The 15,421-nt window shown below is 62.3% G+C and carries 17 protein-coding genes; 6 read left to right on the top strand and 11 right to left on the bottom strand.

Annotation, left to right across the window (positions count from 1 at the left end; all coding sequences use genetic code 11):
* Window positions 1-5: 5 nt before the first annotated feature.
* The 10 genes from HU762_RS09365 to HU762_RS09410 form a co-directional block, all read right to left on the bottom strand.
* Window positions 6-1,154 carry an efflux RND transporter periplasmic adaptor subunit gene (locus HU762_RS09365; protein WP_186635775.1) on the bottom strand — a complete coding sequence of 383 codons (1,149 nt, stop codon included), beginning with the start codon at window positions 1,152-1,154 and terminating at the stop codon, window positions 6-8.
* Window positions 1,155-1,309: 155 nt separating this feature from the next.
* Complete coding sequence (locus tag HU762_RS09370; RefSeq protein ID WP_186635778.1) at window positions 1,310-2,407, bottom strand: DUF1513 domain-containing protein; 1,098 nt, start codon at window positions 2,405-2,407, stop codon at window positions 1,310-1,312.
* Between the two features lie 2 nt (window positions 2,408-2,409).
* On the bottom strand, window positions 2,410-3,474 hold the full coding sequence (locus tag HU762_RS09375) for an imelysin family protein (RefSeq protein WP_186635781.1): 1,065 nt from the start codon (window positions 3,472-3,474) through the stop codon (window positions 2,410-2,412).
* A 28-nt stretch (window positions 3,475-3,502) separates the two neighbouring features.
* Entirely contained in the window at window positions 3,503-4,930 is a 1,428-nt protein-coding gene (locus HU762_RS09380; RefSeq protein WP_186635783.1) for a di-heme oxidoredictase family protein, read from the bottom strand.
* Window positions 4,931-5,045: 115 nt separating this feature from the next.
* On the bottom strand, window positions 5,046-6,386 hold the full coding sequence (locus tag HU762_RS09385; protein ID WP_186635786.1) for an ATP-binding protein: 1,341 nt from the start codon (window positions 6,384-6,386) through the stop codon (window positions 5,046-5,048).
* Window positions 6,387-6,454: 68 nt separating this feature from the next.
* Window positions 6,455-6,892, bottom strand: coding sequence for a Spy/CpxP family protein refolding chaperone (locus HU762_RS09390; protein ID WP_186635789.1), 438 nt, complete (start codon window positions 6,890-6,892; stop codon window positions 6,455-6,457).
* Between the two features lie 294 nt (window positions 6,893-7,186).
* Complete coding sequence (locus HU762_RS09395) at window positions 7,187-7,864, bottom strand: response regulator transcription factor (protein WP_186635792.1); 678 nt, start codon at window positions 7,862-7,864, stop codon at window positions 7,187-7,189.
* Window positions 7,865-7,871: 7 nt separating this feature from the next.
* Window positions 7,872-8,282, bottom strand: a complete 411-nt coding sequence (locus HU762_RS09400; RefSeq protein WP_186635795.1) for a translation initiation factor 2 — start codon at window positions 8,280-8,282, stop codon at window positions 7,872-7,874.
* Window positions 8,283-8,388: 106 nt separating this feature from the next.
* The gene (locus HU762_RS09405; RefSeq protein ID WP_186635798.1) at window positions 8,389-8,688 is read right to left on the bottom strand and encodes a YciI family protein; all 300 of its coding nucleotides are present in this window, start codon (window positions 8,686-8,688) and stop codon (window positions 8,389-8,391) included.
* A gap of 1 nt (window position 8,689) precedes the next feature.
* Window positions 8,690-9,286, bottom strand: coding sequence for a septation protein A (locus tag HU762_RS09410; RefSeq protein WP_186612300.1), 597 nt, complete (start codon window positions 9,284-9,286; stop codon window positions 8,690-8,692).
* Window positions 9,287-9,373: 87 nt separating this feature from the next.
* Here HU762_RS09410 and HU762_RS09415 point away from each other — a divergent pair, with 87 nt between their 5' ends.
* The 6 genes from HU762_RS09415 (at window position 9,374) to rluB (ending at window position 14,296) form a co-directional block, all read left to right on the top strand.
* A complete protein-coding gene (locus HU762_RS09415) occupies window positions 9,374-10,237 on the top strand; it encodes a PHP domain-containing protein (protein WP_186635801.1) in 864 nt (287 codons plus the stop codon).
* 13 nt (window positions 10,238-10,250) lie between these two features.
* A complete protein-coding gene (locus HU762_RS09420) occupies window positions 10,251-10,880 on the top strand; it encodes an L-threonylcarbamoyladenylate synthase (protein ID WP_053124883.1) in 630 nt (209 codons plus the stop codon).
* Between the two features lie 132 nt (window positions 10,881-11,012).
* Window positions 11,013-11,711, top strand: a complete 699-nt coding sequence (locus HU762_RS09425) for a ScpA family protein (RefSeq protein WP_186636270.1) — start codon at window positions 11,013-11,015, stop codon at window positions 11,709-11,711.
* Between the two features lie 11 nt (window positions 11,712-11,722).
* Entirely contained in the window at window positions 11,723-12,682 is a 960-nt protein-coding gene (scpB, locus tag HU762_RS09430) for an SMC-Scp complex subunit ScpB (protein ID WP_186635804.1), read from the top strand.
* Window positions 12,683-12,724: 42 nt separating this feature from the next.
* Complete coding sequence (locus tag HU762_RS09435; protein ID WP_186612297.1) at window positions 12,725-12,916, top strand: DUF1289 domain-containing protein; 192 nt, start codon at window positions 12,725-12,727, stop codon at window positions 12,914-12,916.
* A gap of 144 nt (window positions 12,917-13,060) precedes the next feature.
* Window positions 13,061-14,296 (top strand): 23S rRNA pseudouridine(2605) synthase RluB, encoded by a 1,236-nt coding sequence (gene rluB / locus HU762_RS09440; protein WP_186635807.1) that lies wholly within the window; start codon window positions 13,061-13,063, stop codon window positions 14,294-14,296.
* Window positions 14,297-14,413: 117 nt separating this feature from the next.
* Here the strand turns inward: rluB and HU762_RS09445 are convergent, their stop codons facing one another.
* Entirely contained in the window at window positions 14,414-15,379 is a 966-nt protein-coding gene (locus tag HU762_RS09445; protein ID WP_186635810.1) for a leucyl aminopeptidase, read from the bottom strand.
* Between the last annotated feature and the right edge of the window lie 42 nt (window positions 15,380-15,421).

Raw genomic sequence — 15,421 nt, forward strand, 5'->3', positions numbered from 1 at the left:
CTTGATCAGTCCGCGCGTGGCGGACTGTTCTGTTCGGTCAGGGTCTTGTCATCGCCGATGGCGATGGGCGTACCGTTGTCCAGCTTGATCTGGCCGGCGATCACGACCTGTTCGCCGCTCTGCAGGCCCTTGGTCACCAGCACCTTGCCGTCACGCCGTTCGCCGGTCTCGACGAAGCGCCGTTCGGCGATCAGCAGCGGCTGGTCCTTGTCATCCTTTTCGACACTGCCGTCGGCGGTTTTCTTTTGCGTGACCACGTACATGGAGTTGCCATAGAGCGTGTAGGTCACGGCGCTTTCCGGCACGACGATACCGGCGGCCACATTGGGCAGGATAACCTGCAGATTGGCGAACATGCCGGGCAACAATTTGCCGTCCGGGTTGGCGAGGGTGGCGCGTACCAGCACGTTGCGAGTGCTGTCTTCGACCTTGGGGTTGATGGCGCTGATGGTGGCGGTGAAGGTCTGGCCGGGGTAGGCCGAGACGCTGACGTTGACCGGCAGTGCGATAGCCAATCGAGGCACCGCCTGCTCAGGCACGTAGAAGTCCACATAAAGGCTGCTGAGGTCTTGCAGGGTCGCGATCACCGTGCCGCTGGCCAGGTAGTCGCCGACGTCCACCTGGCGAATGCCGATGGTGCCGCTGAATGGCGCGACGATGTGTTTCTTCGCCAACGAAGCCTTGAGCTGGTTGACCGTGGCCTGGTTCTTTTTCAGCTGCGCCGAGAGCCGGTCGAATTCGCCCTTGGAAATTGCCTGGCTGCCCACCAGTTGACGGCCGCGGCCGAAATCCAACTGTGACAAGCCGAGGTCGGCCTGTGCGGTTTCCAACAGGGCACTTTCGACTTCGCTGTCCAGTTGCAGGATCGGTTGGCCAGCCTTGACCTTCTGCCCTGATTCGAACTGCACCTTCTGCACGGTCCCGGCAATTTCCAGGCTCAGGTCAACGCCTTGCAGGGCCTTGAGGCTGCCTACGGTGGGCAAGCGAGACTGCCAGGGTTGCTCGGTGGCCTTGGCCACGGCGACGCTGACCGGCGGTTTGGGTGCAGAAAACATCTGGATTTGCTGGTAGATGGAGAAGGCCTTGTAGCCCGCCAGCAACAGCACCACCAGCAGGACAACACCCAACATGATCAGCATGCGGCGTCGCAGCATGTTCCACTTCCTTGGAAAAGAGCTGAGAGAAGAAACAGATAGGCGGGCACATTACTCCGAGTGGGCGGTGTATTCCATATGCTGTTGGGCCTGTAATGCGTGGGATTATCCGAGAAACAGGGAGCTCGGCGTCGATGGGCGTTGCTCCCCCTCGCTCAGACCAAATGCAAATGGTTGTCCCAGAGCCCCGCCGGCAGATCCAAGGGCTTTGCAACCAGTTGTGTCTGCGTGCAATCGTAATAACGGCAACGGCCCTGGCCGGATGTCACGACAAACCCGTCGGCCAGCGCACCCACTCCGGCGCAGTCCGGCAGGGGCGCGTCCAGGCGAATCTCGCCGCTGTCCAGGTCCCAGATGAAAAACCGGTTACCCCGTGGCGCCGTCAGGGCCACCAGCCGCAGGTCGCTGTTTACGGCCACGCTGGCGGTGTAGTGCCCCATGGCTTGCAACTGGTGTTCAGGCACCGGGAACGCCTGGAACGGTTGGCCCGGTCGCTTGATCGCCAGCAGTTGCGACGACTCGTGGGCGGCGCCCATGAACTGCTGGCCAGTGACGATGGTGCCGTCGCTGGCGATGCCCATGTGGCGCACGCTGTTCATCTGCTGGGGGAGGGTTTCCTTGCTCAACAACGTGCCGTCTCTGCGCATCAGCACCAGGCTCGGCTCCATGGCATCGAGGTTCATCTCGACGCGACTTTCGGCCTCGGTGCGAATACCGCCGTTGGCCACCACCAAGGTCTCGCCGTCGGGCATCCACGACACCTGATGAGGGCCGATGCCGTGGGTGGAAATCTCACCACTGTGCACCAGCCGCTCGCCCTCGAAGCGGTACACACCCAGCAGGCCGCGTCCCGGATCCCGGGTGTCGTTCTCGGTGGCATACAACCATTCGCCGCTGCGATGAATCACCGCATGGCCGTAGAAGTGCCGGTTCGGCAAGGAGGTGATGGTTTGCAACAGCGCACCGTCGCGCAAGTCGATCAGGTAGCTTTCGGTGCCTGGACGGCGGGCAACGAACAGCGCAATCGGCTGCGTCGGATGATTGATGATGTCATGGCAACGCTGGCCGACCTGGGAGGAAAACACCCGGGTGCCGTCCAGCCGATAGCCGACGGCGTAGTGCTTGCCGTCGCCATCGTCCCGTGCCGAAAGCAGCAGCGGACTCTTGTCCTTTTGCTTGAACAGCGTCCAGCCGCCCAGGGTAACGGCGCCCAGCAGCAAGCTGCCGAGCGCCAGAGCCTGACGTCGAAACATGATCAGTCACCGTCGTTGGCGTTGAAGCCCAGTTGAATGCCCAGCGCCTTGGCCAGTTCGCCTTCGTGCAGGCGATGGACGACGTTGAGGCTGTCATACAGGTCGTTGAGTTGTTGGCGCCCGGCATCGTCACTGAGCATTTCGGCCAGCGAGCGCTGGCTGCTGGCGAACAGTTTCAACGAGGCGTCGTAGGCGGCGTCGATCTTGTCGGCCAGCAGTTTCTGGTCACTTGGCAATAAGCCTCGCAGGCCTTTGTTGTCTACGCCGACCCACACGGTCCTGGCGGCGCTGAGGCTGGCTTCCAGCCCTTGCAGCGACGATTGGCTGCGCCAGGCATCGGCCTGGAACGGCTGCGGCACGCCCTTGCTCTGGCGCCCCATCGGCGTGCCGAGCTTCTTCTTCAGGGTGTCCAGGGCGGTGACCTGGACGCGTAGCAGATCGGCGATCGCTTCGTGGGAATCGGCATAGCGCTGGTTGGGGAATTTGCTCATCTGGGCGAGCATGCCGTCGTTGGTGTTCCAGCGCGACAGGATATCTTCGGCGAGCTGCTTCTGGCGTTCGCCGATGGCGATGAGCAACGGGCAGTACTTGGCTTTTTGCGTGCTGTCGGCCATGTCGATCTTGGCGTCGAACAGCAGGTATTCGTAGGCCGAAAGCCCTTGCACGACGACGCTGGACTTGGCCAGGCCGGCGGCGTCGATCTGCGGCTGGCTGTTGACCAGTTGCTCGACCTGACGGCCCACCAGGTTTTTCTTGTCTGGCCAGAACTGCACCTGCCAGGCGCGGTTGCCCTCGGCCAGCGGACCGATCAGCAACGGTTGCAACTCGGCCCAGGCTTTTTGTGCCTTGAGAAAATCGGCGCGCGCGGTTTCCAGGTTTTCCTTGCCCTGGCAGAACGCGAGGGCGCTGGTCGCCAACTGCCGATCGGCATCGACCCAACGGCTGTAGGTCGGCAGGATCACCTGCTTGGCAATGGCGGCCGACGTGACGGCTTGCGGGTCCTGGGGCGAGCAGGCCCCCAGGGCGATGGCGGCGAGGCTGGTGAACAACAGCTTGGGACGGAACATGTCGGGCTCCCGTTTCTGGAACGTACGTTTAAAGAGAATTAAGGAAGGCCAGCAACGCGGCGCGTTGCTCGGCATCGAAGGCTAAGACTTGTCGTTGCGCCGCCTGGGCTTCGCCGCCATGCCAGAGCACGGCTTCGAGCAGGTTGCGGGCGCGGCCGTCATGCAGGAACTGGGTGTGCCCATTGACGGTTTCAGTCAGGCCGATTCCCCACAGCGGCGGCGTCCGCCAGTCACGGCCGCTGGCCTTGAATTCGCTGCGGTTGTCGGCCAGGCCTTCGCCCATGTCGTGCAACAGCAGATCGGTGTAAGGGCGGATTACCTGGTTCGCCAGCTCCGGTTCGGCAGCCTCGGCGGACGTCGTGTACTTGGGCGTATGGCAGGACTGGCAGCCGGCCTGGAAAAACAGGTTCTTGCCGGCCAGCACCTGGGGGGCATTCACCTCGCGACGGGCCGGCACCGCGAGGTTGCGGCTGTAGAAAAGCACCAGCCGCAAGATGTTGTCGCTGACTTCCGGCTCGCCTTCGGGGCCATTGCCATTGGGCGCGCGTTTGCAATCGACCTGGGCCTCGGTGCAGTCGTCGAAGGGCCGCAGGCTGGTGGTCAGGCCCATGTCGCCGGAGAAGGCGTGGACGTTCTGTTGATTGAGGTCCGGCTGTCCGGCTTTCCAGCCGAAACGCCCCAGCACGGTTTTCTGCTGCACATCGTCCCAGACCCGGTTGGGGCGCCCGGCGATGCCGTTGTTCTCCCGCGCCTGAGCCTCGGCATTTGCCAGGATGGCTTCGTCGGGGATGGCTTCCAACAAGCCCAGGCCGATCATTGGCGGGGCGACGCGGGCCGAAAAACGCGCGTCCGGGTGCATCGGGCCATAACCCAGCTGGGTAATCTGCAGGGTTGGCTTGCGCAGTTCCACGACGGTGCCGTCCTTGAAACGCACGGGGACGGCTGTGTAGTCGACCCGCACCTTGCCTTCCGGGGCGACGCCAGGTACGGACATGTCCTGCAACTGGCCGCCATACGTTGGTTCTGGCACGACACCGAGTTGTTCGATGACCTTCGCATAGGGCGGCGCATCGGGAATCGACAGGCGCACCAGCATCGACACCGCGTTGGCGGCATCCGGAGCCGGTGGGTGGCCGCGCCCGTCCTTGATGTGGCAATTCTGGCAGGCGTTGGTATTGAACAAGGGGCCGAGTCCGTCCCGTGCGGTAGTCGTTGAAGGAGCGATCACCCAGGGACTGCGGAAGAAACTGTTGCCGACGCTGAAATCCACGCGCCGTGAAGGCGGCAGGTTGGCCGAGGGCAAGGAGAAGGCGTTCTGATCGGCCTTGCGCACCGTCGCGCTGCCGCCGGATTTGGCTTCGCCGGGTTCGGCCTGGGTAAAACGCGGGGCGTCGTCGCAGGCACTCAGGCCCAGGGCCAGGAACAGTGCGCATAAGCGAAGAGGCAACGACGGCATTGGAAATCCTGCGGGACGAGTGAAACGCGGGCGCAAAGTCTAACAGGGCAGGGCAGTTTGAATAAGAGGAATTATCGTTTGGTTTGAGAGGGGCGCGCTCGCCACAGGTCCATTTTTAAGGTTGCACCACGGCCCCCGGCACCAGCGGCAGCTCTAGCGTCGCGATGAACCCGCCCTCCGGATGGTTGGCCAATACCAGCGCGCCGCCATGACGTTCGGCGGCACGACGCGCGATCGCCAGGCCCAGGCCATGGCCGGCGGCGGTCTGGCCGGGGGCCCGGTAGAAGGGTTCGCCCAACTGGCCCAGGTGCTCGGTCTCCACGCCTGGCCCATGGTCGCGCACGCTGATCAGGATCCGTTCGCCCTGTTGCACTGCACGCATCTCCACGGGCTGCCCGTTCGGACTAAACCGCTGGGCGTTGCGCAGCAAATTGTCCACAGCCCGCTCGATCATCGTAGGCCAGCCTTTAAGCGTCAGGTTCGGCTCCGCTGCCAGCTGGACAATCTGTTCAGGCGAAGCCAGTTGGGCGTCTTTTTGCAGCGTGACCAACAGGCCGTTGAGATCCACCTCTTCGGCGCTGGCGTTGTCGGCATCGACCCGGGCCAGGACCAGGATTTCACTGATCAGCGCTTCCAGGCGATCACATTCGCGGGTCAAGCGTGGCCACAGTTTCTCCCGCTCCGCAGGATTGGCCCGTTCGGCGAGCGCCAGGGCGATGCGCAACCGGGCGAGGGGCGAGCGCAGTTCATGGGAAACGTCGCGCAGCAATTGGCGCTGGCTGGCAATCAGGCTTTGCAGGCGCGCGCCCATGCGATTGAAGTCGGTAGCCAGTACACCGAACTCGTCCCGGCGGTTGGCCAGCTTGGCCAGGCTGTTCTGCTGGTACGTGGCCTGCCCCAGATCATGCACCGCACCGCGCAGGCGACTCAGCGGCCGGGTGATGGAGAGGGTCACCAACAGGCTGAACAAGGTCAACACCACCAGCGCGATCGCCAAGGCACTCAGCGGCCAGAGCAGGCTCTCGCGGTGCCAGGCATCCAGTTCGGGGTGGGGGATGCGGTAGATGAACAGATACGTGTCGCCGGTCTTGGCGCTGGTGAACTCGTCGGTCAGGCGCCGCCAGGGCAAGCGCCGGTCATCGTTGTTCTGGCGCGCCTCGAAGGCCGCGGCACGGTGGGGAAACGTGCCTCGGACAACCGGGTCGCCGCTCTCATTGAGCACTTGGACATCGACATGATACTGGCGCTTGCGCTGTTTCAGAATGTCTTGGGCCGCTTCTTCGCCCTGGCTTTCGTAGGTCTGCGTCCATTCCTCGGCCAGGGTGTTGAGACCCGGATGGCGACTGAGAATCCACGCGTCCTGATTCAGCATGTGGCCCATGAGAATCGAAAGCCCTGCAACCAGAGCGATGGCCAGCCAGAAACTGGCCAGGACGCGCCAGAACAATGAACGCACGGATTTATCCTCACAAACCAGGAAAGCCCAACGGCGGTGTGCCGTTGGGCTGGGAGCGCTTCAAGGCATTATTGCGCTTTTTGCGGCTGTTGCGCTTTCCACGCCTTGAATTCAGCCCACTCGGCCCGACGCTCGGTCTGCTTTTTCTGGATCGCATCAAACTCTTTCTGCTGTTCAGGCTTCAACAGGCCACGGATCTGGGCATCGACCTTTTCGTGACGAGCCTGCATTTCGTCCTTCATGGCTTTCTGATCGGCCGGCGAGAGTTTGGCCAGGTATTTTTCGACCAGCTCGCGTCGTTCGTGACGCTGCTCCCCCATGATCTTGCGGATCTGCTGGCGTTGCTCGTGGGTCAGGTCCAGTTGGCTGTACGGACCTTTGTCGTGCATCTGGCCGCCGTGGCGCGGTCCGTCCATCGGGCCCATCGGGCCGGGGCCTTCCGGCATGGCCATGGCTACGGTCGGCAGGGCGGCGGCGAACATCAGAGCGATAAGGGTCTTGCGCATGGTGTTTCTCCTTGTCTCATTCCCGGTCAGTTCCGGATGTGTGCAGATTACGGAGATCAAGGTCAGCGGCGGTCAGGGGTGGGTAAAGCTTGGGTAAAGACGGTTTGGCGAGGACCTGACAAACAGCCCGCACAATACCTGGTGAGGGAGCTTGCTGTGGCGAGGGGATTTATCCCCGTTGGGCCGCGCAGCGGCCCCCTGGTTTATCTGAAACACCGCGATGGCGGACACACTTGGGGGCGCTTCGCACCCAGCGGGGATAAATCCCCTCGCCAAAAATGATCTGCATTGTGTTCAGAGGCTGTAGTAGTAACCACGGCTACGCAGCGCCACGATCCGCGGGCGGCCGTCGGGATGGGGGCCGATTTTCTTGCGCAGGTTGCTCACGTGCATGTCCAGGCTGCGATCATACAAAGTCAGCTTGCGGCCCAGTGCGATCTGCGCCAGTTCCTGTTTGTCCAGGGGTTCGCCAGGCTGCTTGAGCAGCGCTTCGAGCAGGCGACTTTCGGAAACGGTAAGGGTCTGTTCCTGCTCATCGATGCTGACCACGCCACGGACCGGGCTGAAGGTCAGGTCGCCAAGTTCGATCTGGCTGGACACGGCCGTCGGATGACTGCGGCGCAGCACGGCGCGCAGCCGGGCGGTCAGCTCGCGTGGGTCACAGGGTTTGGCCAGGTAGTCATCGGCGCCCAGCTCCAGGCCAAGGATACGATCCAGCGGTTCACCCCGGGCCGACAGCATCAATACCGGCAGCTCCGGGTGATCGTTGCGCAACTGTTTGAGCAGTTCCAGGCCACTGCCGTCGGGCAGCATCACGTCCAGGATCACGGCCGCCGGGGCGGTCTCGACCAAGGCTTTGCGGGCACTCTGGCCGTTGTGACAGGCGCGGACCTGAAACCCTTCCTGGCTCAACCAACTTACGAGGAGCTCACACAGCTCCTGGTCATCATCAATCAGTAACAGCTCGCTCATGACTCACTCAATTTAGCCATTGCCGACGTTGTCTACGTCCACCGCTGGCAAAGATACCGCAGAGCAAGGCCAATAGCGCTACCCCGGCACCAATGACGAACCATTGCTGTTGATCGGTCAGCAGGCGCGGCAGCGGGCTGGCCTGGGCTTCCTTGAGTTGCAGCTTCAGGCGCTGGTTCTCCTGGCGCAGCCGGCCCACCAGCGCGGTCTCGCGTTCGCCGTTGGTGTTTTGGAGTTGCTGGGTGAGTGCTTCACGCATGCGCTCGCTGTCTTTCAAGCGCTGCTGCAATTCGGCGATCTGGCCTCCAGCGCTCAGGGACAAGGGCGCCGAATGACTGCCCTCGGTGCTTTCCTCGCCATGGGCGGGCGCCCCGATCGCCAACGTGACCAACAACAGGCACAACGGACCTTTGCGCATTGCAACTCCTGAATTCCAATCGAGATTAGACAGGTTGTCGGCAGGCGCACGGGAAAAATGAGCAATCGAGCGCAATGAGCCGCGAAGGCTCATCGCGTCAGGGGATTTACGGCAGGACTTGCTTGAACGGCTTGACCACGACATTGGCATAGACGCCGGCCGCCACGAACGGATCGGCCTCGGCCCAGGCTTGCGCGTCGGCCAGGGAGTCGAACTCGGCCACGATCAGGCTGCCGGTAAAACCTGCGGCGCCCGGGTCATTGCTGTCCACCGCCGGGTGCGGGCCGGCCAGTACGATGCGACCTTCGGCCTTGAGCTGTTGCAGCCGCTCCAGGTGTTCAGGGCGGGCGGCCAGGCGTTTTTCCAGGGAGTCGGCGACGTCGGTGGCAATGATTGCGTAGAGCATGTCAGTCCTCGGTTTTTGGCGTGGTGGGGTCGGCATCGTGCAGGTGACGGGACAGGTAGATGCCCTGGCCAATCAGGAACAGCAAGGTCATGCCCAGGCTGCCGAAGACCTTGAAGTCGACCCAGTATTGCTGGAACGTGAATGCAACGAAGAGGTTGGCGGCGCCGCAGAACAGGAAGAAAACGATCCAGGCGATGTTCAACCGGGTCCAGATCACCTCTGGCAAGCTCAGGGCATGGCCCATGATGCGCTTGACCAACAGGCGGTCACCAATGAAGTGGCTGCCGATAAAGGCCAGGGCAAACAGCCAGTTGACCACCGGTGCTTTCCATTTCAGGAAGGTCTCGCTGTGGAAGGCCAGGGTCAGGCTGCCGAAGACAAGGCAGGCGATCAAGGTCAGCCACTGGCTTTTTTCCAGCTTGCGCTGGGACACGAACAGCGCGCCATAGACCACCAGGGAACTGATGATCAGCACGGCGGTGGCGCTGTAGATACCGCCAACGGTCAACGAGTGACCGGCGATGTCGACGGTCCGTGGATCAAGTTTGTAGACGATGAAAAACAGCAGGAGCGGGATGAAATCGATGAATTGTTTCACAGTGGCAGCCAGAAGCAGGATGTGGCGGCATAATAACAAACATCCTTGGCCGCGATAGGGCCAGCTGATTTGAGGTAACAAAGTCTCGTGAATGTTGATTTGCACTGCCACAGCACGGCCTCCGATGGCGCCCTGGCGCCCGCGGTTCTGGTGGCGCGGGCGTACGAGCACGGCGTGCGAGTCCTGGCCCTCACCGATCACGATACCCTCGAAGGCCTGGACGAGGCGCGCAGCGCCGCCACCGCGCTGGGCATGCAGCTTGTCAACGGCGTTGAGCTGTCCTGCACCTGGGGCGGGGCGACCATCCATGTGCTGGGCTACGGTTTCGATGTGAATGCGCCGGCGCTGGTCCAGGCCATTGCGCAGTTGCGCGACGGTCGCTGGCTGCGCTCCGAGGAGATCAGCCGCAAGCTGGCCCTCAAGGGCATGCCCGGTGCGCTGGACGGCGCCCGGCAAATCCAGCAGGCCCTGGGCGACAGCGGCAATGCGCCGGCCCGACCGCATTTTGCCGACTGGATGGTGAGCGAAGGTTACGTCAAGGATCGTGCCGAAGCCTTCCGCAAATGGCTGGGGGCCGGCAAGCTGGGGGACGTCAAGCAGCATTGGCCTACCCTCGAGGAAACGGTCGCGACGCTGCGAGCCGCCGGGGCGTGGATCAGCCTTGCACATCCCTGGCACTACGATTTCACTCGCAGCAAGCGCCGCCGCCTGATAGCCGACTATATTCAAGCAGGGGGCCATGCCATCGAAGTGGTCAATGGCCATCAGCCGGCCGAGCAGGTCGGCAGCCTGGCGATCCTCGCCCGGGAGTTTGGATTGCTGGTGACCGCCGGCAGTGATTTCCATGGCCCGGGGGGCTGGTCCGAGATTGGCGAATACCGCCCGTTGCCGGAAGATCTGCCACCACTATGGTGTAGATTCAAACATGATCCCGTTATCGCCGCCGTCTGAACAGGTAGAACACGTGAGTCAATTTTTCCAGATTCATCCGGAAAACCCGCAAGCGCGCCTGATCAAACAGGCGGTAGAGATCATCCGTGGCGGTGGTGTAGTGGTTTATCCCACCGACTCGTCCTACGCGATTGGTTGCCAGATCGGCGATAAAAATGCGGTGGAGCGCGTAAGACGCTTGCGCCAGTTGGATGACAAGCACAACTTCGCGCTCATCTGTAGCGACCTGTCGCAGTTGGGGCTGTTCGCCAAGATCGACACCGGCACCTTCCGCCTGCTCAAGGCTCATCTGCCAGGGCCTTACACATTTATTCTCAACGCCACGCGGGAAGTCCCGCGGCTGTTGCTGCACCCGAAAAAACGCACCATCGGCCTGCGTGTGCCGAGCCACCCGATTGCCTTGGCGCTGTTGGCTGAGTTGGGTGAACCGCTGATGAGCGTGACGTTGATCATGCCCGGCGAGACCGAGCCGTTGACCGATCCCTATGAAATGCGCCAGATACTCGAGCACCAGGTGGACCTGATCATCGACGGCGGTTTCGGCGGTATGTCGGCCTCTACCGTGATCAACCTCGCCGATGGCGAGCCGCAAGTGGTGCGTGTCGGCTGCGGTGATCCGACGCCATTCATGGTCGAGGCCTGAATGTCCGTTGTGGAAACCGCCGTCGAAAGCCTCGACAGCCAGGCCGGTGCGCAACAGGAATTGCCCTTCGCCATGGTTTACGGCCAGGCGGTCATGGAAATGCCCCTGGACCTGTATATCCCGCCGGATGCGCTGGAAGTTTTTCTCGAAGCCTTCGAGGGCCCGCTCGACCTGTTGCTGTACCTGATTCGCAAGCAGAACATCAACATCCTCGACATCCCTGTGGCGGAAATCACCCGGCAGTACATGGGCTACGTCGAGCTGATGCAGTCGGTGCGCCTGGAGCTGGCAGCTGAATACCTGGTGATGGCCGCGATGCTGGCCGAAATCAAGTCGCGCATGTTGCTGCCGCGTTCGGCCGCGGTCGAAGAGGAAGAAGACGATCCCCGGGCCGAGCTGATCCGCCGCTTGCAGGAGTACGAACGCTTCAAGGTTGCCGCCGAAGGCATCGACGGCTTGAGCCGGGTGGGGCGCGATGTGGTGGTGCCCAAGCTTGATGCGCCTGAAGCGCGGGCGCGCAAGTTGCTGCCGGACGTGAGCCTGGAAGAGCTGTTGATGTCCATGGCCGAGGTGTTGCGCCGAGGCGATATGTTTGAAAGTCACCAGGTCAGTCGCGAAGCGCTGTCCACCCGCGAGCGCATGAGTGATGTGCTGGAGCGGCTCAAGGGCGGCGGCTTCGTGCCGTTCGTCGAGCTGTTCACCGCCGAGGAAGGGCGGTTGGGGGTGGTGGTGACGTTTATGGCGGTCCTGGAATTGGTCAAGGAATCCTTGGTCGAGCTGGTGCAGAATGAGCCGTTCGCAGCGATCCATGTGCGGGCCCGAGCCGAATAACGAGCAAATCAATGAATCTGACTGAACCCCGCGAGCTGGCGCCCTTGCTTGAAGCTTTCCTGTTGGCTTCTGGAAAGCCGCAATCGATGGAGCGCCTGTTTGAACTCTTCGAAGAAGGCGAGCGGCCTGAGCCAGCCGTGTTCAAGAAAGCCCTGACGCTGTTGGGCAAATCCTGCGAGGGACGGGCTTTCGAGCTCAAGGAAGTGGCGTCCGGTTATCGCCTGCAGATCCGCGAGAAATTCTCGCCCTGGGTCGGGCGCCTTTGGGAGGAGCGGCCGCAACGCTATTCCCGGGCGATGCTCGAAACCATGGCGCTGATCGCCTATCGCCAACCGATCACCCGGGGCGAGATCGAAGATGTGCGGGGCGTGGCGGTCAACAGCCATATCGTCAAGACGCTGCTGGAGCGCGAGTGGATCCGTGTCGTCGGCTATCGCGATGTGCCGGGCAAACCGGCGATGTTCGCCACCACTAAGGCCTTTCTCGATCACTTCAACTTGAAGAACCTCGACGACCTGCCGCCGCTTGCCGAGCTGCGGGAGCTGGAGCCAGAACCGATGCTTGAGTTCGACGACGCCCCGGTGCCCCAAAGCCTGCAAGAGTTGGCCGATGCCAGTGCCGAGCCTGAGGAGCCGAAGGAGGAGACCAGTTTCCATTCGTTGTTGCTGGAGCTGGACACCATGGAGGAGGGCCTGAAGACCGACTTCGACGATTTGCTGCGTGACGCTCCGGATAGCGAAGACGGGACGGAACAACAGCCGCAGCAAGGCGATGCAGTTGAACTTGCGGTCGAGCCTGAAACCGAACCAGAAGACGATATTCTCGGCGTTGCGCAGGCACGGGAAAAGCTGCTCGCTGCGGTTGCCGCCCTCGAACCGCGCGAGCCCGAACCCGAGCTGAGCGACGAAGAGGCCGAGGCTCGCGCCCTGGCCGAAGCGATTGAAAACGAGCGGCGCCAGTTCGACGATTGACCCGCTTGCCCATGCCGGCCTTGCGGCGTGACAGGAATTATCATGAGCGCCACCAAAGACCCCTGCATCAGCCTCTGCAAGTTCGACGATGATATTTGCATCGGCTGCGGGCGCAGCAAGCGCGAAATCAAGGCCTGGAAAAAACTCGACAAAGAGGACAAGCGCGTCGTACTGGCCGAAGCGGCTCTGCGCCTGATCAAGCTTGGCGCCACCGGTCGGCGGAAAAAGCGCTGAGCGCTGTACGATCAGCTAGTCTCTGATGCGCGAATGTCTCAACGAGCGTATGATTCGCGACCCTTTGGCGATCCCTTCGCCGAATGACCTGTTTTCAAAGCGTCAGGCCACGCCTGACCCGACCACACCGGGAGGTGCCCAGAAATGAAAGACCTAGACCAGAATGACAGCCAGGAAATCGGCCCAGCAGGCGAGAAGCTGCAAAAAGTCCTTGCCCGTATCGGCGTCGGTTCGCGCCGTGACGTGGAAGCCTGGATCACCCAGGGCCGCATCAAGGTCAACGGCAAAGATGCCACCTTGGGCCTGCGTGTCGACATGCACGACGCCATCACCATCGATGGCAAGGTGATCAAGCGCGAAGAGGCCGCCGAAACGGTGCGCCGCGTGATCATGTACAACAAGCCCGACGGCGAAATCTGCACCCGTGACGACCCGGAAGGCCGCCCGACGGTGTTCGACAAGATGCCGCGTCCGAAAGAAGGCCGCTGGATCAACATCGGTCGCCTGGACATCAACACCACCGGTCTGCTGATGTTCACCACCGACGGTGAACTGGCCAACCGTTTGATGCACCCGTCCTACGAGATGGACCGCGAATACGCCGTGCGCGTGCGGGGTGAAGTCGATGACGAAATGATCGAGCGCCTCAAGGCCGGCGTTGTGCTGGAAGACGGCCCGGCGCGGTTTACCGACATCAAGCAGGCCCCAGGCGGTGAAGGTTTCAACCACTGGTACCACTGCGTGGTGATGGAAGGCCGGAACCGTGAAGTGCGCCGGCTGTGGGAATCCCAAGGGCTGGTGGTCAGCCGCCTGAAGCGCGTGCGTTTCGGTCCGGTGTTCCTCAACTCCGACCTGCCGATGGGCCGCTGGCGCGAAATGACCCAGCAGGAAGTCGACATCCTGGCGGCTGAAGTGGGCCTCAAGCCTGTGGCGATGCCGCAGATGACCGCCAAGAGCAAGGACAAGCTGGATCGCATGCAGCGCAAATCTTCGCGTCCGATGGGCAAGACCGAGCGCGTGCGTACGCTGCGCCCTGCTGCCGACGGCGTAGCGACTGGCCCACGGCCTTCCCGTGAGCCTCAGCTCGAAGGCGAACGCCCGGCCCGCAAGCCGGCGCCGCGCCAGGACGGCGAGCGCGGCCCGCGTACGCCACGTCCGGCCAACGGCCGTACCGAGCGTGGCGAAGGTCGCGGCGCTCCGGCAGGTCGCGGCACACCGGTCGCCGACCGTCCGGCCGACACCAAGCGCCCGGCCAAGCCTGCACCGAAAAAGCGCCCGGGCATCATCCTGGCCGACCGTGACGCACCATCGGGCAAACGCCGTGGCGCGCCGGCCGGTTCCGGCCAGCGTCCAGGGTTTGGACGCCGCAAGCCGGAGTAAGGCAGCTGTGAGTTTCTAGCTGCAACTGCAAGAAAAAACGCCAACCGTTGGGTTGGCGTTTTTTTTTGCTTGGCTCGAGGTGACGCGGCGCAGACAGGCCGCCATCGCCAGCAGCCCCTAAAGCACAAACCGCCCATCAAACATCGGCTTATTGTCCAGCGCCAGCACACCGCCTTCGAAGATCAGGTCCAGATGATGGCTGCCCTTGGCCCCGCCGCCCAGCCCCAGGTGCAGGCCGCAGTGGCGTTCTTCGAAACCGGCATTGCGGGCGTACAGGCTCTTGACGCCTTCGTTGGTGCCGATTCCCAACTCCTCGATGCGCCGGTTCGATGGGTTGGCGTCCAGGTATCGGTTGAAATCGTGTTCCAGGCCCGGCACGTCGGTGGCAATTTTCTGAATAGTCGAATCTTCGATCCACAGCTCCAGCGGCGATTGCAGCACACCGTATTTGCGGGCGAACGGAATCGTGCTGAGAAACGTCCCGACGAATTTCACCTGGCCATTGATGGCGTCGCTGTGGGTAGCAATTTCGCCGGGGGCGAGGTCGTAGTTGCCGACGCCATTGATGTCGGTCCACTTCTTCACGCCGTTCAACGCCGTGTCGAAATACGAGCCGTAGCCATCTTCGAAACTCAAGGTCGCGGCTTGGGACATGCGGCGGATGAGGTGGCTGTTGAGCCCGGCGATGCGTTGGGGGATGACGCTGAAGGTGTCGTAGAAATAGTCGCCGTAGTCCTTGAACAGCAGCGATTTCTTCCAGTTCTCCGCCATCACGCTTTGCAGCGAACGGACAAAGTCCGGGCCGTCGGGACGTGGATTGGGCAGGGTGGAAGAGTCGTAGAAGAAAATGTACAGATCGCTCTCGGCAATGGCCTGTGACAGGCGTTCGGTAGTTTCCAGATCCAGGCGCATGGCGCTGAACTGGAACGGCGAGCCGCTGCCAGCCTGTTCGGCGATGGCACCGGTCAATGCTTCGTAGTCGGCGGTGTGGCCGAGCAAGACCTTGGCGGGCTGGATGCCGGCCAGGGCGGGATGGTGTTCGAGGTAGTAAAGGAAATGTGAGATGGCTCGTTGTGTGTCCATGCTTATTCTTCCCTGACGAATGATTGGCGTCCTGACAGCAAA

This window comes from Pseudomonas sp. SWRI92 (genome assembly GCF_014268685.1).
GTDB lineage: Bacteria > Pseudomonadota > Gammaproteobacteria > Pseudomonadales > Pseudomonadaceae > Aquipseudomonas > Aquipseudomonas marvdashtae.